Source organism: Bradyrhizobium sp. USDA 4473 (genome assembly GCF_054063335.1).
In genome coordinates, this window is record NZ_JBSSGE010000001.1 from 3563728 (window position 1) to 3586067 (window position 22340).

11 protein-coding genes are annotated in these 22340 nt (G+C 59.4%); 7 read left to right on the plus strand and 4 right to left on the minus strand.

The window, feature by feature from the left end; translation table 11 throughout:
- Positions 1–55: 55 nt before the first annotated feature.
- The 4 genes from ACVW17_RS16615 to trpD all read right to left on the minus strand — a co-directional run bounded on the left by ACVW17_RS16615 (position 56) and on the right by trpD (position 4473).
- Entirely contained in the window at positions 56–319 is a 264-nt protein-coding gene (locus tag ACVW17_RS16615) for a hypothetical protein (RefSeq protein WP_456797593.1), read from the minus strand.
- Positions 320–1261: 942 nt separating this feature from the next.
- Positions 1262–2386, minus strand: coding sequence for a M20 family metallopeptidase (locus tag ACVW17_RS16620; RefSeq protein WP_456797594.1), 1125 nt, complete (start codon positions 2384–2386; stop codon positions 1262–1264).
- 643 nt (positions 2387–3029) lie between these two features.
- Positions 3030–3215 carry a hypothetical protein gene (locus tag ACVW17_RS16625; protein ID WP_456797595.1) on the minus strand — a complete coding sequence of 62 codons (186 nt, stop codon included), beginning with the start codon at positions 3213–3215 and terminating at the stop codon, positions 3030–3032.
- A 247-nt stretch (positions 3216–3462) separates the two neighbouring features.
- Positions 3463–4473 carry an anthranilate phosphoribosyltransferase gene (trpD, locus tag ACVW17_RS16630; protein ID WP_456797596.1) on the minus strand — a complete coding sequence of 337 codons (1011 nt, stop codon included), beginning with the start codon at positions 4471–4473 and terminating at the stop codon, positions 3463–3465.
- Between the two features lie 675 nt (positions 4474–5148).
- Between trpD and ACVW17_RS16635 the strand changes: the two genes are divergently transcribed.
- The 7 genes from ACVW17_RS16635 to ACVW17_RS16665 all read left to right on the plus strand — a co-directional run bounded on the left by ACVW17_RS16635 (position 5149) and on the right by ACVW17_RS16665 (position 21611).
- Positions 5149–5826 carry a hypothetical protein gene (locus ACVW17_RS16635; protein ID WP_456797597.1) on the plus strand — a complete coding sequence of 226 codons (678 nt, stop codon included), beginning with the start codon at positions 5149–5151 and terminating at the stop codon, positions 5824–5826.
- Between the two features lie 3663 nt (positions 5827–9489).
- Complete coding sequence (locus ACVW17_RS16640) at positions 9490–9660, plus strand: hypothetical protein (RefSeq protein ID WP_456797598.1); 171 nt, start codon at positions 9490–9492, stop codon at positions 9658–9660.
- Between the two features lie 63 nt (positions 9661–9723).
- Positions 9724–10062, plus strand: coding sequence for a DUF7694 domain-containing protein (locus ACVW17_RS16645; protein WP_456797599.1), 339 nt, complete (start codon positions 9724–9726; stop codon positions 10060–10062).
- A 625-nt stretch (positions 10063–10687) separates the two neighbouring features.
- Positions 10688–11377, plus strand: a complete 690-nt coding sequence (locus ACVW17_RS16650) for a YopT-type cysteine protease domain-containing protein (protein ID WP_456798974.1) — start codon at positions 10688–10690, stop codon at positions 11375–11377.
- Positions 11378–11731: 354 nt separating this feature from the next.
- On the plus strand, positions 11732–11914 hold the full coding sequence (locus ACVW17_RS16655) for a hypothetical protein (RefSeq protein WP_456797600.1): 183 nt from the start codon (positions 11732–11734) through the stop codon (positions 11912–11914).
- Positions 11915–13770: 1856 nt separating this feature from the next.
- Positions 13771–21312 carry a shikimate kinase gene (locus tag ACVW17_RS16660; protein WP_456797601.1) on the plus strand — a complete coding sequence of 2514 codons (7542 nt, stop codon included), beginning with the start codon at positions 13771–13773 and terminating at the stop codon, positions 21310–21312.
- Positions 21309–21611: a hypothetical protein gene (locus ACVW17_RS16665; RefSeq protein WP_456797602.1), complete on the plus strand. Its 303-nt coding sequence runs from the start codon at positions 21309–21311 to the stop codon at positions 21609–21611. Before ACVW17_RS16660 ends, ACVW17_RS16665 begins: the two co-directional genes overlap by 4 nt.
- Positions 21612–22340 lie beyond the last annotated feature (729 nt).

Consider the following 22340-nt stretch of genomic DNA (forward strand, 5'->3'; position numbering starts at 1 on the left):
CGACCCTGGCTATTTGCGCGCGGCCTCTGCAGAACGGCGGTGGTCTTGATGGCAGTCATGGGTTACGAGCAATCGATGTTAGTTTTGGTATGTCACGCACTTGATCGGTCACCCCTTGCTGATCGACGGCGGTCGCGTGCATCTGCCGGAAGTGATAGGCGCACCACGATGACTGCTTCTTGCCTCGTCTTTGATAGACAGGCTCGCCGCACATATATGCCGATCTCGGATCGTCATCTTTGAAGCCGACAATGGCCCGGCATTGGCCTTCAATATGGTCAACTAGCAGGACCTGTTTGGCGCCATCAGGCTCTTTCAACTTGCTGCTCCAGAATACCAGGCAATCTCTTCCGAAGTCGCACCGGTCAGGCCGAACGACGCTTGCAGCTCGAATTTCTTGAAGATCCCTGCCGCCGCATGGCCTGGCGTGCGTGCGCGCGAGGAGAACGTCGTGCCAGCGCGGGAAGTTGGCGTGCACGGAGCCAAAGGCCGCCTCTTGACTGTTTTTCGGTACTGTGGCCGGCCGTCAGTTTCGGGGTTTAGGAGGCAACGGCCCTCTGCAAGAGGTCGGAAGCGAGGTTTAGGTTGATCGCCTCCGATTTCACGAGTCCTCAAATTGGGCAGCCTAAGACAGCCTGTTAGTACCGCTTCTGGAATGCCGGGCCATCTGCGATCACCTGCGAGACATCGCAACGCGATCAGGCCTCGCTGCACGACTGTCTCGGCCGCTTCGTTCTCGGAGATGGGGATCATGATCAACCACTGTGACTTGGTTCTCATCAAGCCAGACATTCGCAATCCTTCACAAGACCGACGGCAGAAGAGACCTCGCGCCACTGCCGAGATCGTACAACTTAACGTTACGTCTGATTCAAGTCCTTTTGCTTGCCAGTATCAGTCAGCCAATACTCTGAGGGTAGCGCGGAAGGCTCCGGCATCGAGAGCATTCTGTACCGTGGACTGCGTCAGAAGGTCGCCGCCATACATTCGCAGCCGATGAGCGCCTGTTGACGATAATCCGTGCTCCCCCGATCCAAGGCTCGCTCATGTCAGCGCCGCAGCGGATTTCGTTCTGACCGTTGCGCTGTCATTGCATGATTCAGTCGGATCCATCCCGCGCTGACGAGACGGATGCCGATTTCCGGCGGAGCTGTTTGATAAAGTGCGCCTGATAGTAGAGCAGCGCATTATCCTGCGCCCGTCGAGCGAACCGCGCGATTGGCTCTTTGTCCGTAGGCGTCGGAATTGCGGCCGGTCGAGATCATTGAAGCGTCTGATAGAGGCGATAGAGGAGCCGGGCGCGCGGCTCAATCGACGAGATGTAAAGCTGCTCGTAATGCGTGTGCGCACCCTTGCCGTCGACACCCAGGCCGTCGAGGGTCGCAGTATGGGCCGCGGTGAAATTGCCGTCCGAGCCGCCACCGCTAAAGACGTCGAGCAGCTTGAAGCCGAGCCCGGTTGCGATTTCCTTGGCATGCTGATAAAGCGCCGCGCCGGCGCTGCTCTTCTCATAGGGCGGGCGCGTCAATTCGCCTGAGATCTTTACTGTGACGCCCTTGGTGCGCGACTTAATGCCGAGGATTGTCGGTACTAACTTGTGGGCGTCAGCCATGGTCGGCACCCGCATGTCGACTTCGGCATAAGCGTCCTCGGCGATTACGTTCGGCCTGGTGCCGCCGCGGACCACACCGACGTTGACTGTGATCCCGCGCTGAAGATCGTTCATCGTCTCAAGAGCCTGGATCACATTGCCGAGTTCGCGGATTGCGCTGCAGCCGTCTACGGGACGCGCGCCGGCGTGGGCCGGCGTGCCTCTGATAAAAACGTCGAAGCGGGCGATGCCCTTGCGGCCCGTGACGATCTTGCCGCCGTCGCGCGCGGGCTCGGTCACAAGCACATATTTGGCCTTGCGGCCTTCTGCCTCGATTAACGCTCGCGAAGTCGGGCTGCCGATCTCTTCGTCGGATACGTAGATGTGGGTGATGCCTAGCGGCGGGCGGACATCATCGGCGCAAATCTGCCGAAATGCATGGTAAGCGAGATATGCGCCGCCCTTCATGTCGTAAATGCCGGGCCCAAATGCCTTATCGCCCTCGACCTTGAACGGCAGGCGCTTTATGAATCCCATCGGCTGAACGGTGTCGAGATGACTCAGCACCAGGATGCCTGGCTCGCCCTGGCCCCAGGACGAGCGCGCGATCAAATGATCGCCTCGATCGTCACGTCCCGCCACGCGCTCAACGGAAGCGGACAAGTCGCGATAGCCCTCCGCCACGAGATCAGCAAGTTTGTTGACCTGATCTGGCCGCTCCGTCGGAGATTCGATCTCGACCCAGCGGTGGATGCCGTCGAGTATCATCGCGGCTTCGAACGGGTTGCTGGACATTGTCTGATGCCTTCCGATGCGACGTACATCACTTGTTCCACTCAATCGCGCCAGGATCCAGCGTGGACAGCCGTCAGGGGCGCAGCCGTGGAAGTGTCGGATGTACCTCTGAGCTTGATCTTGCCGCAGCGGATGATGCTACGCGGCTCCCCATAACGGAGCTACCAGAGCTGGTAGGTGTTGAAGCAATAGTTGATCTTGAGGAACTGTCGTGGTCTGGCGATTGTGGGGCGAATAGGGGCTGTTGCTATTGTTTCGATGCTTGCATAAGTTGCATTTCCATCGCGTCAATTTTGGCGCCTGCTGGCGCGTTCGACATTGATGCGCGATGTCGGAATTGTGCGTCACAAGCGAACGCACATTGAGATCCGCTACAGCTCAACAGCCTCGGCCACCAGGGTGATGCGTAGGACGGTAACGCGCGGAGCGTAGTCATAGCAGGCGGAAATGCGAGCTGCCACCGCCTGTGTTTAAGGGGCGGCCAACGAGAAAGCGCGCCGATCTGTCCGGCAAAGAGCCCGCCCATCGCTCATGAAGCGGGGGGGCGGGCTGCGGTCGGATTGGAGTGTTCATGCGACCCCGTGCGGATGATCCGGTTGTCGGGGCCGTCCTGATGCTCTCCAACTCTGGTCGCAGCCTGATGCTAATGCATTTTTAAGAGGACGCGCTTCTTTGCATCAAGAAGATGCTCGTCGAGCGTGGCGTGTAGCGCGCCCCGCAGCTCCGACGGAATTGAGCTATCTGTATCGATCAGTTCTCGAAATTTGCGAATGATGTGTTCGATCATCGCTATAGAGCCGAGAGCTTCCATGTCCTGCGGGGCCGTCATCGAATATCTCCTTTAAGCCGCAGCGCGCACTTTGAAGCCGCCAGAACGCAACGAGGTGTTGCAATGTCTCTCGCCAAAGAGGGAGGGGACCTCTCGCAGGCACTCGACGGGATTGCGCTAGTTAGGCCGGTAGGCGCCGCATGCTCCTCAGGCCTCGCGGAAGCGGCGCCCGTTAGCCTTTGCAATCTCTTGACGCTCGTGCATGTCGTCCTCGGTCGGAAGATTGGAAAATCGACGAATTCAACTGTCACGCGTTGGAAACCGCGATCAGGTGCTGAAGTCGGGCGGCCGCTGCGCCGCCATCAAGCGATTCTCGCCCCATCCCTACGCCCTCCTGCAGCGTCGAAGCCCGGCCGGCCACGATCAATGCAGCCGCGGCGGTAAAAAGTGCGGCGTCGCGAATTCGGCCTGGTGCGCCATCGAGTATGCTTTGCAGCGCGAGGTTGTCGGCATCGCCGCTATCCTGTGCCTCGCTAGGGCAGCGAGGGAATCCGGCGTCCTCCGGCGTCACTTCGAAGGTGCGGACTGAACCCGCCTCAAGCGCGGAAACAACGGTTGGCCCGGCGAGGGTCATCTCATCGAGGCCATCGGAACCATGAACCACCCACACCGAGTCGGCGCCCAGGTTCTTCAATACGTACGCCAGAGGCTGTACCCATTCACGAGAGAAGACCCCGACAATCTGACGCTTAACCTCGGCCGGATTCGACAGGGGTCCAATCAGGTTGAAGATAGTGTGGGTGCCAAGCGCGGTTCGGATCTGGCTTACACGCTGCATTGCCGGATAGCAGGTCGATGCAAACGTGAAGCCGATGCCGGCCTCGCGCATACAACGCACAATGGCGTCAGGCCCAAGATCGATCTTCACGCCGACGCGCGCAAGCACGTCTGCAGTATTGCCCGAACCTGGAGACGCAGCGCAGTTGGTGTGCTTTGCGACAGCAACGCCCGCTCCCGCGACGATGAAGGAGGCGCAGGTCCACACGTTGACCGCACACAAAGAGGAATCGCTCGTGCTGGCGATGTAGATTGGGTCACATCCAGTCTCGACGAGCCGCATTCTCTTCCGCATTGCGGAGGCCGCACCGGTGATTTCTTCGACTGTTTCCCCGCGGACCCTCAATCCCATCAGTAAGCCGCCAATCTGCGAGGGGCTCGCGCGGCCCGACATCACGCCGTCAAATGCCAATGCGGACTCCTCTCGAGTCAGAGTCGCGCCGGTGGCAACTTTGCTAATAATCGATTTGAGCGCTTCCATCGAACTTTACACCATCCCTGTCCAAACCTCAGGCGCTTGCGCTCAACGGGGACTTTCGTTGGGGAGGCATGTCATCGGTGGCGGCGGGCTTTGCAGGCAGCGGCACGTTCGCGAGGAACAGGCGCCTCATTGAATGAAACGGGCAGTGAAGATGTGGGTCATTCGGTGACGCTACAACCTGACGCTACGTGAGGGTCAAGTTCTCGATTCGGCGTCGTATCAACGCGAAATCGTCGGTCGACGAACTCGATAAGCATCCCAAGAACGGGGTCGTCGGAACACGAACCGACGATCAACGCGCGTTCCTCAACTTGGCATAAATTCGTGTCGTTTGGGCTACAGCAACGGGGAGAGCGATTGCTTAGGCGAAACAACGATCGCGACAGCTACGCCGGGTATCGCCACCCGGCCGATCTGATGCGCACTACACCTTCGCAAGGGCAAGCGGCGCCAACTGTCATCATGGCGTAGAACACGAGTTTGTCGCATAGCGACGCGTTCGACGGACGGCAATTGAGCGCATCTGTCTCGTGGTCGACGATGGCAGAGGACACTGTGCGAGGCGGCGTTGGTGCTGGCCGGTGTGACCGTTAGGAGACCACGGCCTTCGTCAGGTTGCCGAAAGCTTGCCCGAGTATGGAGCCCTGTTCGGATGATCCTGGAGGCGATGGTAGCGTGGACTCGCAAGACTTTGATCCATGTAATGTACCAGCTTGGCCGCAGAACGCGGTCTCGGAAGAGCCGCAGATGGGGCAGGCCCGACAAGGCGACTTCGAGCAGCGGTTGGCCGAGGCAAGCCAAGCCGCTCCCGTCGTCAGCAGGGGCTCTGAATCCCTCTATCCATATCTGTCTATAGAAGACCGGAACCTTATCGACCGCGTGATTGCTCAATATGCGGCTCAGAAAAAACCAAAACCTGAAACGGTCAGAGATCATACTCGGGCACTTCGCCGACTCGCGAATGATATCCGCGCGCGCGGCCAAACGACCGATTTAGCTGACCACAAGTCCCTGCTCCATCACGCAAATACTTATTTTCCGAAAGACGCACGAATCAGGAGCGGGGTGTCCGTCCTTCGTGCGTACCATGGCTTCGACCCCCACCATCCCTATTTATCTACAGACGACAGGAGCCTTATCGATAGCATGATTACTCAATACGCGGCTGAGACAAACCTAAAGTCTAGTTCGGTTAAATATTATACTACGGCACTTCGGCGACTGGCCAATGATCTCCGCGCCCACGGCCAAATGGCCGATCTGGCGGACAATTCCGTGCTTGATTACGTGAATACTTGCTCTCAGGACGCATTGATGAAGGCAGGGGGTGACCGTCCTTCGGGCGTATCATGACCCTGGTCAGTCGACAGCAGCGAAGCGACGGAGGCTGAACGATCTGGAAGATGTTGTGGTACACCGACAGCCAGGCGCAGATGCCTCTTCTGGAGGAAATAGCCAAGCAGCGCCGGTTGCCTCAGCAGGTGTTATAATCCGGGGGAGTTCTGACGACACGCGGCCTCTTTATCCCGAGGATGCCGCCGATATTTTGCGGCTCAAGGAGGCTCTCATCGAGGGCCGCAGCATGACCGCATCTAACGCGAAGAAGCACGCGAACTCGCTTATTAGCTTCAGCCGTTGGCCCTTTGAAAAGAATAAACCAAGCATTATTGCTCGGCTGGACGGCAAGTCGCTAACCGATGGTTGTGACGTGCACGAGTTCAGCGCGGGCTCTGATGCCAACAGACTCGTCAGAGCATTGGAACATCTGCGGACGTTTCGGTCACCGGGGGGCGTCGCACCCATCGTGCGTCCAGGGCGCGACGATGCCGCTGCGCAGCACAGCACTTCGCACGGCGCCAGTACTCGCCCAGAGGAGCCTCGGGATTGGCGAAATGATCAACCCGCGCCGTCGGCTTTCATTGAGGAGCGAGCGGCATCTGGCTCAGACCAGCTCCGTTACGGGGAGCTTCGACGAATGGTGGACTCTCTGGATGATCCAGCCGCGCAATCGCCAGTCTCGCTCGTGTCAGAGGGGCTTCGGCGACTAGAAAAGCAGGTCGCAGAGTGCGTTCGCAATTTTACCGCCATTGGCGACCAGACCCGTATCGGAGAAAAAATGCTGCATTCGTCCATGCGGAAATCGCGCCGAGGCTGCTGCCTCTGTCAACCGCGAGCACCAGTGCCACTCTCGATCGGCGGCACTCATATGCTCGCAGATTGCCTGGGTGGGCTGGAACTGCCGTTCGACCGACGAGCTAACGGCAGTTGCTTAGTTGTCAATCCTCACTTCGAATCGCTCTTTTTGATGCCGTTGTCTCGACCTGACATCACATATCGACACTGCCGGCCGAGGCTCGCTTGCTTTGATCTTAGGCAGGAAATGATGGCGACATGATCCCGTATGTAGTGTCTGCAAAGGCGGAACACGTCCTCCGTGCAAGCCACTTTCTCCTCTCCCGTCGGCGCTTGATCGCGCGCATGCCCGGGAGCGGGAATTGCAGCCCACAATATGGCAGCAAGAGCGATCGCGCAGTAGGTAGCGTTGAAGAGCGAGGACAAAGCGATCCGCTGGCTTTTAGTCATGATATCCTTTCAAGTCGATGCGGCTGCGATTGTCCCCCTGTATCAGGCGAAGGGGACCTTTTAACCGCGGAAACGGTCCGGGGTGAGCATTATCGCTGTTGGGAAGCAGCTAGATTGTCGAAGGCAATCCCCAACTGTCGAGGATCGTACAATCTGACGCGACGTGCGATTCAAGCCTCTTTAGGGCCGCTAGCTCAAGATGTTTTGGATGATCATATTACGTCCTACACCTCTACACTGATGCTGTGAGAGCGTCTCGGCTGGAATCGGCTGGAAGATGGCAGGTCGTATCTCTGAACGACGGATTTCCGCGGCGCCGGGACGGCGCGAGCGCCAGCGTATAAGATACTGCTGTCGATTGCGCCGTGGCCGTGGGCGTCGCGCTTACGTATTTGTGCGGAGTTCTGGTGTCGCATTTCCTTGATCTGCGAATTGCATGCTCACCACCATGAACCCGAAAAGCAAACTCTACGAACCCGATCACTGGCGGGGCCGAGCTGAAGCAACGCGAAAGAAAGCGGAAGCACTCGCTTGCGGAAGACCCAGAGATAGGCTTCTCAAGATCGCGATGGAATACGAGAAGCTCGCTCGGCGGGCCCAAGACTGGCAAGCGGGCAGAATAGCAGACGATAGTTGGCCCGACTAATAGTCGTAGGGGATCGCTTTGCTTCGACAACCGGTCCCGCCGATCGGCTCGCAATTTCATTGTCAGGGAGATATGCTCGGCGCTCGGGCCATGCCAACTGCATGGCTTGTATGGAGCGTGCGCCGATCTGCACAGTGGGGAGCCGGGATCTCAGGAGGCGAGACGAGCCCGGTTCGTCGCCCCTGATATGTCGTCCTCTTGCGTTTGCTATTTCGTTCGCGTCGGAAGAGCCCCGATGGGTTGCCAGGTAGTTGCGCTAAGTATCGCCCTGAGGCTCGCCGAGAACCCAGAGTCAACTGTCAAACTGACGGCGCGTCTGTTCCATCCCCCGCACGATTGGATCAGTGCGGGCCCAAAGAGCCGTCGAGAAGCTCGCGCGCGCCACCTTGTTCTTCGTGGCCGTCGCCGGTGTATCGGGTTCGCTCGCTCAAAGGAACGCCGTAGTGATCCAGTAAATACCGGCCCAGAGGAGCGCATGTAAGAGCAGCCCGACCAGCGGCCACAGGTTCCATCGCCGCTGCGCCTGCAAAGAGCCGAAATCAGCGACGCAATGCCTCGTCATGGGTCGCTTTGGTGTGCGCCAATGCATCATTCACCGCACGACGCGCCGGCACGCGAGGAATGGCATCTCGTTAGAGGTCTCGTATCACTCATGAGTTCGCGTCGTTCTTTCAAGGCTCGAGCGTCAAGGAGCGGTTTGCCGCGTGACAGGCATCCGGCTTGGTGATTTGAATCGTGCTTCGCCAGCTCAGGCGGGGCGTTTGCGAATTGAAGACCTGCGTCGCGGCGTCAAGTGGCGCCGGTATACAGCCCGTCTTGTTGATTTCGTGTCTCGTCACGGAGCAATCAGCATGCCATGACCAGAGAGATGCCGCCTCCCCTTTGACAGATGAAAAAATGGTGTTCGTCGGCTTCCGTGTCACGGATTGGCTGCCCGCAGTAGAGTTTGCGACGTCGATGCATGAAATCAAACATCGGCTGACTGGCGGAGGGTGAATGCGTCGCCAGCGCTATACTGGCGACAGTGCGTTGAGAGGTGCATCTGTTGGTACTCTAGAGGTGCTCGGCGATGGTCGACGTTGAGTCGATGAGATGGACTAGTCATCTTCCCTGACCGCTACCTTACGAAGAATCGCTCGACATACTCGATGGCATAAGCCCCAAGATCTTGGGCTGCCCGCCGCACTTGTTCTAACGCGAGCTCGGCCATTTAACGCTCATGCCGCTCGATCATGGTCACATAGATGACGTATTGGCACGGTTTCACACTCGGCGAGAAGTGGTGCGGGTACAACATGGCAGCACGGACGGAGGCGCCGCCTCGAATTGTCACGTTGTTTGCGAGCTGTCATGAGATGAACACGCACGGATCAGTTGCGATCATAGGGAGCTGCCAGGATGACGATCGATCCATCGGCCAAGATTTGATGGGCCACTGTCGGCGCGCTTCATATGTTCGAATACATCGGTCCGATGATCCGAACGGGCAGGCCAATGAAACGATTGTTTTGACCGGTCAGAGGCCAAAGGCAGATGTGCCATTGCTAGGGCCGGCTATGTTCGGCGGTATAAGGTCTGCCTGCTGGCACCAGTAAGCAACAGGGCGCGCGTGAGGCTTGACCTCGTGATGGTGTTGTCCGGCGGGCGTGCCCCTCGGGTTACGATGAGCTCGGAAATCCATCTGTGGGCCGTTTCGCATGGAGCGGGGCGTGTAGCAGCGTCCGTGAGAGCAAGCATCTTGTTCTCGAAAGATGCGAGCATCCGAAAACCGATAGTAGGGGGGAGTAATGATGAACATCTGCGGCTTCCTCAGCAGATGGTTCGCTGAAGAGTGGTTCTGGAATGCTGCGCTGAGGACTGAGCTGGCGCCAGTTCATCAGCTGCCGGACAACGTCATCTACGTGGACTTCAAGGCGATGCGGAAAGCAAAGGAGCGGGCGTGCGCGCGCAGATCGTAGAGAAGCTGGAGGCCGGCCGGGTAAAAGACGGCCGGTTCGCGAGTGTGCCTGGATCAGGCCCTCATGGCCTGTTCCTTGTGCAGGGGCCGTGCGGATGCGAACTCAAAATCAGTGGATCAGTTCGACCTGGCTGGGAGCACGTCGCTGTCTCGAGCGCCGCGTCGCTGTCCGAACTGGGAGGAGATGTGCTTCGTAAAGGACCTGTTTTGGAACGAAGAAGAATGCGTGATGCAATTGCATCCGCCGCATTCGCAGTATGTCAATAACAGTCGGTATTGTTTGCATCTGTGGAAGCCAACTCATCGGGACATTCCGATGCCGCCGGCAAGCTTTGTAGGCATTGTCGGGTTGGAGCCATCCGAAGCGGCAATAGTGTTCGCACGATTGAGCGCGATGGCATGACGAGGGCAACGATTTGCTGGAGAAAGAGTGAGCCACTGCGGAGAGGTTGCTCTGGACCGCCGGAAGGCGGGGGGGGGGGGGGGGGGGGGGCTGGCGGGCATGTCGGGGATTTCCGCCAGTCGCGAGCGCGGAAGTTCTGCCTCTGATATCCGTACACCAGTCAGGAGGTGCTCTAAAGTGGCGCAACAGATGCTTCATATGCTGGAGCAGCCCGTTCCATTGCGTGCGGAATGATGCTTGTGTTCACGGGCAAATACTCGGGCCAGAACTGCGTGCTTGTCGGTCGCCGCCCTGCGTTTGAAATCGGAAACGGCGAGCCAAGCGTGCGCTTGCCGAATGGTCGGGCTCGAGTGCGGCAGCTCTTTCAAAGCTTATCAGTTCGTCAGCTCGTCGACAGCTTACAGCAATATCATTCGTGGGCAGAGCGTGAGCATCCCGCACTCGCTTTTGACTAACGTACGCTGAAGAGAGGCGAACCATCATGTATAATCGAGTTGGTGGCCAATCGATACGCTCTGATCAGGCCGACGTATCAAGTCAGTCCGTTGACAGTGGCAGCTTTGAACAAGCGCTTACCGGGTTAGTGCAACGGGAGAGCTTGCCGCCTGAGGAGTTGTCTGATCGAATGGGACTCTGTTGCAGCAGACCTCATACCTCAGACGCAAACGTTTACAGCCCGGGGGCTTCGAGCCCGAGTACGTCCTCTCTGTCCTCGGGTTCCAATCCGTCCTCTTCGGGAGGGCCGATTCGTCCCCTGTTTCAATATAGGACGGCTGAATTGCCTGGGGCCAACGTCAACGGTATCTGTGTCGGTTTGGCGGCGGAGTGGCTCCTCAATCAGCACAGCAGCCCTGCATCCCGAATGGGCGCGCTGCACCCGGGCGCGGAAAACCATGCCTCGGCGGCGGTGCGGCAGCAGCGGTATGAAGATCTCAAGACTGCGTTACGAAACGACAGGGCAGGGGGGTCTCACAACCTTCAGGCAAAAAGCACAATGCTGCGCGAAGCGGGTTTGGAGCCATCTAACGAACAGGCGCGATACAAGTTTGGCTCATCTTCGCGCATTGCCCAGATAGTGAACGAAGTTACCGCGGACCCGTCGATCTATTTGCTTGGCTTACGTTTCGCCGCAGGTGGTGCACACACTATGGCAACGTCCACGTCGAATGGAGTGACGACGCTCTTTGATCCGAATTATGGCGAGTTTACCGTTCGATCGGACCAAATGGGTGAGCTGTTCAAAAGCCTCGCCGACCGCTACGGCAACCTGAACGGGCATGATATATCGACGGTCGTCACGCAAAGGATGACCTGAGTATCTGGCTCTCAGTCGCGTTCCGATGTCCTTCCCCGATTTTCGCGGAACGGAGCCGGATCGAGAGCGGCTGCGCGCTACGTTGAAGTGGGGGCGTGCTGACAGCTGCGTCCTCCTTTAGCTCGCGGAAATTTGCTGTAATGGAGCTCATGGCGGCCCCGACGATGAAAGCGCGTTGACATAGCGGCCGCCCGACATCGATAGGTGCCCCATCCAGCCGTTTGCTTTCGCGGCGGATATCGGACGTCGGATAACTCGTGCATTCCTTGGACTACTAGTGTTCCTGGCTGCGATGCTGACACTCCGGCGCGGTCGGCGAGGAACCGTCAGGAACCACAGCCTCTGGTTGAAAGCGTGTTCGGCTTCGAGAAATCACAAACGGCCTGGACTTCGTTTCGGGAAGCGCGCATCTGCGACATCACCTTTGCCGTGATCCACAATTGCAGCGAGCGTTTGGCTTGTCCCCTCGTCAGCTTTTCGAAAGCCAAGCCTCTTAGCATAGGCTCTCGTCTCTCGATTGATGCGGCCTATGACTGAACTGGCGACAGTAGAAGCCGGGCGGATCTGCAAGAGATTATGTTCTCAAAACAGAAGGAGAGCTGTATGGATTTTAACCAGATCGATGGCAGGGGATCCCCAGGGTCCCCGGGGTCTCCAGGAGCGTTCACCTGGACACAAGAGGATCAGGATCTATTCAGTCGGATCATCAATGAACCCGGGCCATCCGCGCCCGCCGTGCCCGAGGAGACGGCGTACGATGTTTCATTCGCCGTTCCCGAGAAGTTTGGCCACGGCTCTCAATCCGCTCCCGGCCGAATGGTCGAGAGACTGGGCCACTTGGGTCTCCTGCCTGACACCGATCAGCCGATCATGACTTATGAGATCCAGGGGCACCGCTACACGGCCGCTCTCGACCCGTCTAACGCCGTGCATCTCATCCATAACCCTCCGGAGGATCAAAATGTTGGAGCTGGGCCGGCGGGCCTACCAGATTTCGGAGCATTTATTTTGGAGACCCGGCGTAGGGGGTTCCCGCTCCCGGAGCAGTGGGCGCCGCTAGCCCTAATCGAGAAGCTGCGGGAAACGGGTTTCATGCCTAGCCCGAACAACCCAACAACCATTGCGCTTAACGGTCGGGCCTACAATGCCGAGTTAATGGATGGAGGATTCGTCAGGCTCAGGCGGGCTGCGTGAGAGCGCCGGGCCATCGTCGAACCAGCGGAGCCGGGCCTTGCTAGAGCTTGCCTTGCGGCCGTCGGTTCGAGCTATCGACCGTTCAGAGACCCAGCAATGAACTGTTCCGCGCCGCCAGCGGGTGCACGGCATCGGCCCCTGGCGGATCGCGGCTATCTTGGGTGCCGCGCTAGCCTTGGCGAGGACGTGGATGGATTCCTCGAAATCGCCATCGGGGTGAAATCGTGACGGAGTGATCTGGATTTGCCAAAACCTTGAGATCCACGGGCAAGGCGCGCCTTCGGTTGCGGCTACTTGCTAAGCGAATCCGACCGATCAAGCGATCAAGTTCGCGGCTCTGAAAGTGGCCGAACGGCAAAATTTACGATCGGCGACGTCTTTGTGTGCTGCTGGAAACTGCAAAGCTCCATGACCCAGCAGATACGTCGTTCGGCATCCGGTGGCCCACTATCAACCATCCGATATCGAAGCACCTTTGCCGGAACCCTCGTCGAGCCGGGTCTAGGCGCCAACCGATTGCCGTCACTTATGGCCCGGGAGCACGGCTCGGGCATAGACCCCGTGTGCGAGGCACACCACTTTCAACGAACTCGATGCCGGCCAGGGTGGCAGTTCGAGGGCGAGGCACAAAATCGTGGCGGCCAAAATCGATGTCACCAAGCCGACTATCAGCGGCGAGTCCACTGTGAATGGCGCCCGGAACTAGCCCGGACGATCCTGACCAATCGAATCCACCGATTGACGCCGTCGAATCCCTAACAAGCTCGTCTGCTGAAACAGCCTAAAGCGCGGACACGGTTGATGCCCGGTCGTCGAAGACCAACAGCCGGTTATGGCCAGCCCAATGGCGTCGCGCATGCGAAGTCGAACCGCCTATGACCACTCTCATCCGACTTAGCCAATCCAATGAAACCACTCCGATGAATCCCGATCGGCTGTACGCTAATCAGATTTCCGTCAGGTGCAGGGCATATCTTCGGCGCTAGAGCGCACAATCGTACAAAACTGACTCGCACGTCAGGTTAGCGGCGAGTGGCGTCCTGTCGACGCGGGCAAGGGGCTCCGCTCTGAAACTAAAGTCGTTAAGGCCGGCGCCGCGGGCCTCTATGCCACCGTCGTAATCGGCGCATTCTAGCTCGCATGGGAGATTGATTTTGACGAGAGCCGACTGGAGAGCGAAGGAAGCCCGCGGATCAGAGGTGGACTCGTCCAGCCCTGAAGCAGATCTTGGCGGCGGAAACGATCGCTCGAAGTTCAGTTCTGTCTTGCAGGGCTTGCGCTCTGAAAATCAGGACCTGGCTGCGGGATCGGCCCGAAGGCCGACTTCGGCCAGCGATGCCCGACGCCGCACGTCAACCGATCCTTCCGCGAATAGGCATGTCGACGAGCCAGCTTTGCGGTATTTGGCGGATCGCGGCGCGCCAAATTGGGAAGAAAGTTCGTCGCGTTCTGGCGCCGAGAGCCGCCGTGCCGATCAGCCCAGGAGTTCACGAGGTGCCTCTTCCTCGCACGGGCAATCTATATCGGACCTGGAGGCAGGTCCAAAGCGGCGGCGCCTGGATTATGTCGCGCCGCAGGGCACGCAAGCTGCGATTTCAGAACAGCAATGTAACGCCGCTCTGGACGCCATTTATTTCGCTCGCGACATTGCCGAATTCTCACGTGCAGTGGTGGAAAACGACAAGCGGCTGCAGCGGGTGGACAAGAAGATCCATGCGGCCTTTATGCAAAAGGCTGCCGCCCAGTTCAGAAGCCAATTTGTCACCCACTTCGAGGACGATATCCGCCGCAGGGAATCCTTCGGCCACGCCACGGCATGCAACGCTGTGACTCGCGAGGCCGGCGGTCAGGAAGGCGTTGAAGCTTGCAAGGCGGTGGCATCTCGGGTGTCGCAGCTTTCCAATACGTTACTGCGCGAACTCAAGCCCGCTGCTCTTGCGCTGTTCGCGACATCATTCGGCCGGCAACAGCAGTCGAAGACATGCCGCAATGGAGTCATCAGAATTGCCGAGTTTTGTCGCGATGAACCCAACGTACTTGTCGCGGCGAATAGCCAAAATCTCTCGCTGCTGGTGAACGGTTTCAGCAAGTGGACGCAGGAGGCGGGAACTCGTGAGGGCACGGAAGCTATCGCTCGCGTGGTCCGTCGTGCCGGCCGCAACAGCGAGCTCTCTGATTTTGAGCAGAAACATTTGGCGATGCTTGTGAACGGGTTCAGCAAGTGGCCGGACGCGCCAGACTGTCGCGACGGCACATTTGCGGTCGCGTCTGAGGTTCTTCGCCGCCGTGAGTTCGCTCTGTCCGGTTTTGAGCCGCAGACACTGGCGAATCTGGTAAGCGGCTTCAGCAAGTGGCCGGACGAGGCGGACTCGCGCGAGGCCACGTTGGCGATCGCGAGTGAGGTGCTCCGCCGCGACCGCCGTGCTCGGCTCTCGGAATTCAATCACCAGAATCTGGCTAACCTGGTGAACGGCTTCAGCAAATGGCCGGACGCGCGGCACTGTCGTGACGCTACGCTTGCGATCGCGGGTGAGGTCCTTCGCCGCGACGAGCTCTTCCATTTTAAACCGCAGGAACTGGCAAATCTGGTGAACGGTTTCATCAAGTGGTCGGACGCGCGGGACTCGTTCGATGCGACGTTTGCGATCGCGGGCGAGGTCCTGCGCCGCGGCGCCCGGCATTTTGAGAGCCAGCACTTGGCGATGCTTGTGAACGGCTTCAGCAAATGGCCGGACGCGCGGGACTGTCGTGACGCTACGCTTGCGATCGCGGGTGAGGTCCTTCGCCGCGACCGTTATGCCTCGCTCTCTAAACTCACTCACCAGCAAGTGGCCAACCTGGTGAACGGCTTTAGCAAGTGGCCGGACGAGGCGGATACGCGCGACGCCACGTTTGCGATCGCGGGTGAGGTCCTTCGCCGCGACCGCCATGTCCGGCTCTCTGAATTCACCTACCAGGAACTGGCTAACCTGGTGAATGGGCTGAGCAAGTGGGCGGATGCGCCGGACTGTCGCGGCGCAACGGTTGCGATCGCGGGTGAGGTCCTTCGCCGCAGGGCCCGGCTCTCTCAGTTTATTTCGCAGGAGCTGGGGAACCTGGTGAATGGCTTCGGCAAGTGGCCGGACGCGCCGGACTGTCGCGAGGCGACGTTTGCGATCGCGGGTGAGCTGCTTCGCCGTGCCGAGCTCTCCCATTTTTCCCACCAGCACCTCGCCAATCTGGTGAACGGTTTCAGCAAGTGGCCGGACGCGCGGGACTGCCGCGAGGCCACGTCTGCGATCGCGCATGAGGTCCTTCGCCGCGGCACCCAGCTCTCTCATTTTACTCCGCAGGAGGTTGCGAACCTGGTGAACGGCTTCAGCAAGTGGCCTGACGCGCCGGACTGTGGCGACGCTACGGTTGCGATCGCGGGTGAGGTCGTTCGCCGCGGCGCGCGCGGTGAGTTCGCACTCTCTGGTTTCAATCGTCGGGACTTTGCGCACCTGGTGAACGGCTTCAGCAAATGGCCGAATGCGCCGGCCTGCCGCGGCGCCACATTTGCGATCGCGGGTGAGATCCTTCGTCGCGGTACCCGGCATTTTAGCGACCAGCACTTGGCGATGCTTGTGAACGGCTTCAGCAAATGGCCGGACGCGCCGGACTGTCCCGAGGCCACGTTTGCGATCGCGCGTGAGGTCCTTCGCGCCGAACTCCTCGATTTTGCTCCGCAGGCACTGGCAAACCTAGTGAACGGGTTCAGCAAGTGGCCGGACGCGCCGGACTGTCGCGGCGCGACCTGTGCGATCGCGCATGAGGTCCTTCACCGCGCCGAACTCCCTGATTTTACCCCCCAGGGATTGACGAACCTGGTGAACGGATTCAGCAAGTGGCCGGAGGCGCCGGACTGTCGCAAGGCTGCGTTTGCCATTGCGGGTGAGGTCCTCCGCCGCGGCGCGCGCGGTGAGGTTGCACTCTCTGATTTCAATAGTCAGGACTTTGCGAACCTGGTGAACGGCTTCAGCAAATGGCCGGAGAGTGAGGATTGTCTCAAAGCCACGATGGCAATCGCCCGGGAAACCCGTCAGCATCAGCTCTCCAATTTCCCTCCACAGGCAGTGGCGAACCTTCTGAACGGCTTCAGCAAGTGGCCTGAGGAGCCTATATGCTGGCAGTCCACCATGGACATCGCGCGCGAATTGGGAGCTGGAGCGCAGCGATTTGGTGTGTTCACCACGCCTGAACTGGCCATGCTCGCCAACGCTCTGTCCCGAACGATCATGAGGGCGGAGGAGAGTGGGGAGATTACGGATGCTGCTCTGCCGAAGGATCGGTTGCACAAGCTCGCCCACTACCTGCACTATGATAATGATCGCCTGTCGAAGGCTGAGGTTCTGAGTATCACGAACATTTTCAAGGCGCTGGGTAAGGCTGGCCTATTCGATGATCTCGGTTTGCTCGCGCCGACCGGCTTGAGTCGGCTCTCTCAATTGCATTCAGCTCCTGGTTTTTCCGCCGAGAACAACCTCGAAACCATGGGTAATCTGAGTGCTGCTCTGCTGCCGCTCGCGCGCAGCCTAGAGAAGCCACTGCGCTGGCACCGCAGGCAGGCTCTCAACGTGCTCAACGATCTTCAGCCCGTGCTCGAGCAAAAGATCAAGGCGCATCTGAACGCGGGCGATGCCGAGCGGATCCGTGGGCCCCTTGCGAGCCGGAGCCCCGCTTTATCGATCTATCAGACGCTCAAGGCCCGTGCGGCGCTGGAGAGATTGTTCAGGTCACCCTATGTCGAGGGCAACGGGGCAAATTTACGGGCCAGGCAGAAAGAGCTGCAGCGCGGCACGAGAGAGATTCTGGCAAGCGCTCGCGACCTGATTCAAGGTGATCTGTCCAGCATGAGCTGGAATCTGATTGCGCAGATCGAGGCGGACAGTCCGGTGGACGCGCTGGACTTGTTCATGGAGCAGGATGCGACGGCGATCCAGGCGCAACATCCTCCGTCGGTGTTCGACGTGCATCAGGTATTGCGAGCCATGGACCACGCCCCGAAGTCTCCGCAGGGTGAGGCGGGACTGATGCAGCTGCCGGTCGTGGACATGCATGGGGGCCCGTTGGCCATGGAGCCGGAGACGCGGTATTCGATTTTCCATCGCCTGACTTCGGGGGTCCTACCCGTCGTCGCGGTACAACTCCCGGCACCCCCGAGCGCATTCATGCTAGCGCGTACGGTAAATGTGAACGGTATCCCATACCGGATGGACCTGTTCGGCGGCAGCAGGTTAAAGCCGCCACGATTGACTGTGTCTCAAGTTGCGAGCCGCACTCGTGACGAGCAGGCAAAGCCGTCGGGGGGAAAGCTGCTGGCGATTCCCTATGCCGAAACCGCGCCGGGTACAGCATTCGAGCAGTTGTCGCGCGCGTGGGCCCCTTTCAAAGAGGCCTATTATTATACTCAGCGCAGAGGCTTTGCGGCGCCTCCGGCGATCAAAGGCCTGTCACCCCACGACTCCGCGCTGGAAGGCGCCTTCAAACTGGCGCTGCTACCGGACCGCCCTGCGAACGAGGGGCATCCGTTCCAGCTGAGGGGGCCGGACGGACCCATTGCATTGCGACCGCACGACGGCTGCGGCTTCATCCGGGCCTCGCTGGCCAAGCTTATGCCAGCTGTTCGCCGCGCCGGTGAGCAGGAAGGTTCTGACCGCGTGCATGCCTTTGCCGAGGGAACGAGAGCGTCCTTGCCAGCGATGGCCTTGCAACATTATCCGCGCAGCGAGCAAGTAGCCGATGAGGCCCGGCAGAAGGCGATGAGCTGGCTTGAGAGTCGGGTAAAGCAAGAACTGACGTCGGAGGAGCTGTTTCGCGTCGTGACAGCCGCGAACATCAATGGTCCGGGCGCCATCGCCATCCCATCCGGTGATGGCTGTCTGCATGTGCCGAGGCTCAAGAGCGAAACATTGACCGGTGGTGGCGTGCTGATCGGGCGATCGCCCTACGACAAGCCCAACCTCCGTCCGTTCGCCTTCGATCGGGTCAGGTCAGCCGCGGATGGGGACCCGACTGCGGCGTTTCTCGATCAGTGCGTGACCATACAATACAGCTTCAACGTCGCGCAGAAGTCGGGGGAGGATCTGGCAGTCGATGATCCGACTTTCTTTGCCAAGGGGCTTCTGATCGTGGTGCCTGATGAAATGTGGCCGGCCGACTTCGCCGACCGTGGCTTGGTGATGTCCGCCGAGGACGTCAAGTGCCATTCGAGCTGGATCAAGGGCAAGGACCGCGTAACGGCGGACAGCGCGCTCGATTGTATCGGGATCCTGCAGGCTACTGAGATCTTCGCTCCGGGGTCCCTGGTTGCCATCCCGCCTGATGAACAGAAAAAACTCGACGGCGACTTCGATGGCGATACGGCCATTATCATTGCCGACCGGCCGCAGCTTTACGAGCATGTCAGGCAATTCGACCAAGAGGAGCAAGCTCGCGGCCTCCGCTCGCTCAAGCCGCCAAAATCCCATACCCCCGCGATTGAGGACGGTCGCTATAATTTCGGTCGCGCTAGCCAGATTCTCGCCGCCACGCGGAACGTTCTGGAAACCTATACCGGCCTGCAGCGAGGTTTTCTGGCTCAATCACATGAAGCCCGGCAGTGGCTTGCCGAACGTGCCATATTCGGCACGTACGAAGGCATTGACCGAGAGCTCAAGCGAGACATCCGCGCCCTCCTGGAGCAGGAACAGGTTAGTGCTCACGACGTCCGGGACAAGCTCGAGAAGGCGCGGCACGATATCGAGCTCGCACACCATCCCGTCGCGCGCGAGACGGCCGAGTTGCTTCTCACCGAACTCGAGGCGTGGGCCGCAGGTCTCGACCGGCAAGTCCCGCCCGAACTCCCGCCCGAAACAGCCGCCACTGCGAATGAAAGACAGCTCGTAATGAGCCAAGAGCTTTGCGAGCTGTTTCCGCCGCTAGCCGAGACCTATCCGGCGACGGCTCACCCACGGGACCGCGTCCAGCTTCTGGTCGATCGCTACCCTACGCGCATCGACCCCCGACCGGATGGTTACATGCCGCACGACCTCGTGCAAAGTGCAAAAAACCTGCTGAGCATCGGCATCAAGGTCGGAACTGACGCCTACAAATCCGACACTGGCGCTTACGCCTTTATGATCAAGAGCAGGCAGCTTCAGCGCCTGCTGCAACAGACACCCGGGTTGAAATCGGCTCCATACACCAAGAGCTTGGCGGCTACCCTCAACCAAGGTCGTTTCGATGTCGATGCGGCCTTGGAGGATCTCAAGGACAATCCGACGCTGGCGGCTTCGGTCATGCAAGCCTCGATCAAGCTTGCTGCCGAGCGGGGGATTCTGCGCGAACCCTCGGCTCTAACGCTTGCTGCCGAAGATGTCGCCACCACAATCACGTTGACTCGCGAGGAGGCGGCACAGCGCGCCCAAATGGAGACTTCTCGCGCTCAAGCCGAAGAGAAGGACATCACCCGGACCGCAAAGTCGGTTGCCGAAGCCCTAAAGGGTGCCGGCATCGAGGTGAAGATGCCCCATTTGGCAAAGCGTCTTAGATCGCCAAGCTCAATGACAGACGAGCTCACCGGAATCCAGGCCAGCTCTGAGACCGGCGTCCAGCTTTTCAACAACGCTGTACGACACGTCTTCGAATTCTCTGACAGGGATTTTACACGTGCCTTCAAGAAAGCCATTCTAGCGTTCGAGGAGAGCGGGTATAGCGAGGTCAGCACGACTAACTGGTTCAGGACGCGATCGCGGACCTTCGCTGGCATCAAGACAGTGCTCGCCACCCCTGGCGGTTACCGTTTTGAGCTCGAGTTTCACACGGCAGACAGCTACAAGGCCAAGCTCGACAATCATGTGACGTACAAGGAGCTGCAGAAGCTCAGACGGCTACAGCGAGGGAGCGAAGAGCCCTGGGATGAATCTATAGCCGAGCAACTCCTGGAGCGCGCGCGACGGGCGTGCACCGAGGTTGTGATCCCAGAGGGTGCCGCAGAGATCCCCCATTGGGAAGCCAAAGCCGGCAACAGCGTTGGCGCTGGCCCTGCTCGTGTGTCGAACGTGGCCCGGCCCACACGCGCACCGCGGTCGGCGCGCGCAACAGAGATTGTGGGCGCCCTCGACAACCGCCCGATCGTGCTCGTTGGCATGATGGGGGCCGGGAAATCCACTGTGGGACCTGCACTCGCAAAGCAGCTGGGGCTGACGTTCGTCGACTCCGATAAAGAGATCGAGGCGAAGGCTGGCAAGTCCATAACCAAGATTTTCGCGGAGGACGGCGAGGCGCATTTCAGGGATCTCGAGGCGAATGAGATCAGCCGGCTGCTCGATCGGGGGCCGCTGGTGCTCGCAACCGGTGGTGGAGCCTTCATGTCCGAAGAAGTCCGGCGTCGTGTCGGCGAGAAGGCGGTTTCGATCTGGCTTAATACCAACGAGGACGTGATCAGGCGCAACCTGCGACACGACACCAACCGTCCGAAAATACAAACCGCAGACCGCGACGAGATGATCACAAAGCTGATGGAGCAGCGCAATCCTGTGTATAAGCTCGCCAATCTCACGATTGCCCCACAGGATCGGCGGGAACTCAAGAGCGCGGATGCTTGTCTTAGCGAGCTGCACGGCTATCTCTGCGCCGGCGGCGGGCTAGACGCTGGGCAATCTGGCTCGCTTAAGGAGGAGCCCGCTGCCTCAAGCGCCGTGAGGGCGCGAGCTTCGGTTGCGCAGGAGCAGATGCCATGACCCGCGTCACTATCGAGTGCTACGGCTCCCCGGTCAGACATCCATCGCAGTGCCGGATCTGTGCTCGATTTTCCGCCGACACCGTACGACTTGTGATGTCAAACATTTCAAATCTGGGTTTGTACCCGGGAGCCCTGGCCGATGCCGGCTTCGTGGACGGGGCCACGGATTTGCCAGGTCACGATATCGCGGCCGATTACGCTCTGCTGCACGAGCAGTTGCAGAGGCATGATCAGTTTCTTGCGGCGCAGACGCGGCTGGTTGGGCCCACACAAAGTCATCTGCTGGCAGCGAAATGATCATCAGTAAACCTCAATGGGCATTGTCCACGACCAGAATGGCAACGACACAGCCAGCTTTTGTTTCTGTCATTGAATGACGACGGTCTAGGTGACCAATGCCCATTGGTCGCCACTCCTGCTGGATCGCCACGCGCCGGAACGAGTGGTTGCTTATCACTGCGATTCCGCCGGATCGCGCAACAGCACCGCTGCCGAACAGCTCGCAGAGACTGCGCGCCGGCTGCAGTCAGCTCGCATGACCCAGCAGCAGAACGGCTCCGATTGTAAGGATGCTACGCGGACCCTGGTTGAACGATTCGCACAATGAGAGTGGCCCGGGCCCGTGCAGCCCCGAGCAGTTCGATCCCGACGTCTCGACCGGAGGGCGCTCGGGCTGCCCTCAACGCATTGTCGGAAATATGGAAGCCGCGCCGGCGATTCGTGACGAATGTCGGAAAGCTGACGTACTTAGGCCCTGAGAACGCGCGCAGAACAGCGACTTCGGTTGGCGCGCCGCTTGCTTCATTCACGGCGTCAGCAGGAGATTACCTATGTTGCTAGCTGTGGTGGAGCGATACGTCGAGTATCCAGCGAAAGAGCGTCGTCTGCACTGAATCTCGAACAGAACGTTGCAAGTCTTCGACGTCTGAAGCCCAGTTGGAAATACGCAGCCCGATCGCGTCCACGAGCCCGCAAGCCGCGTGCGCCCTGGTGCTTCCAGAGATTGGACGCTCCAGATATCTGTTC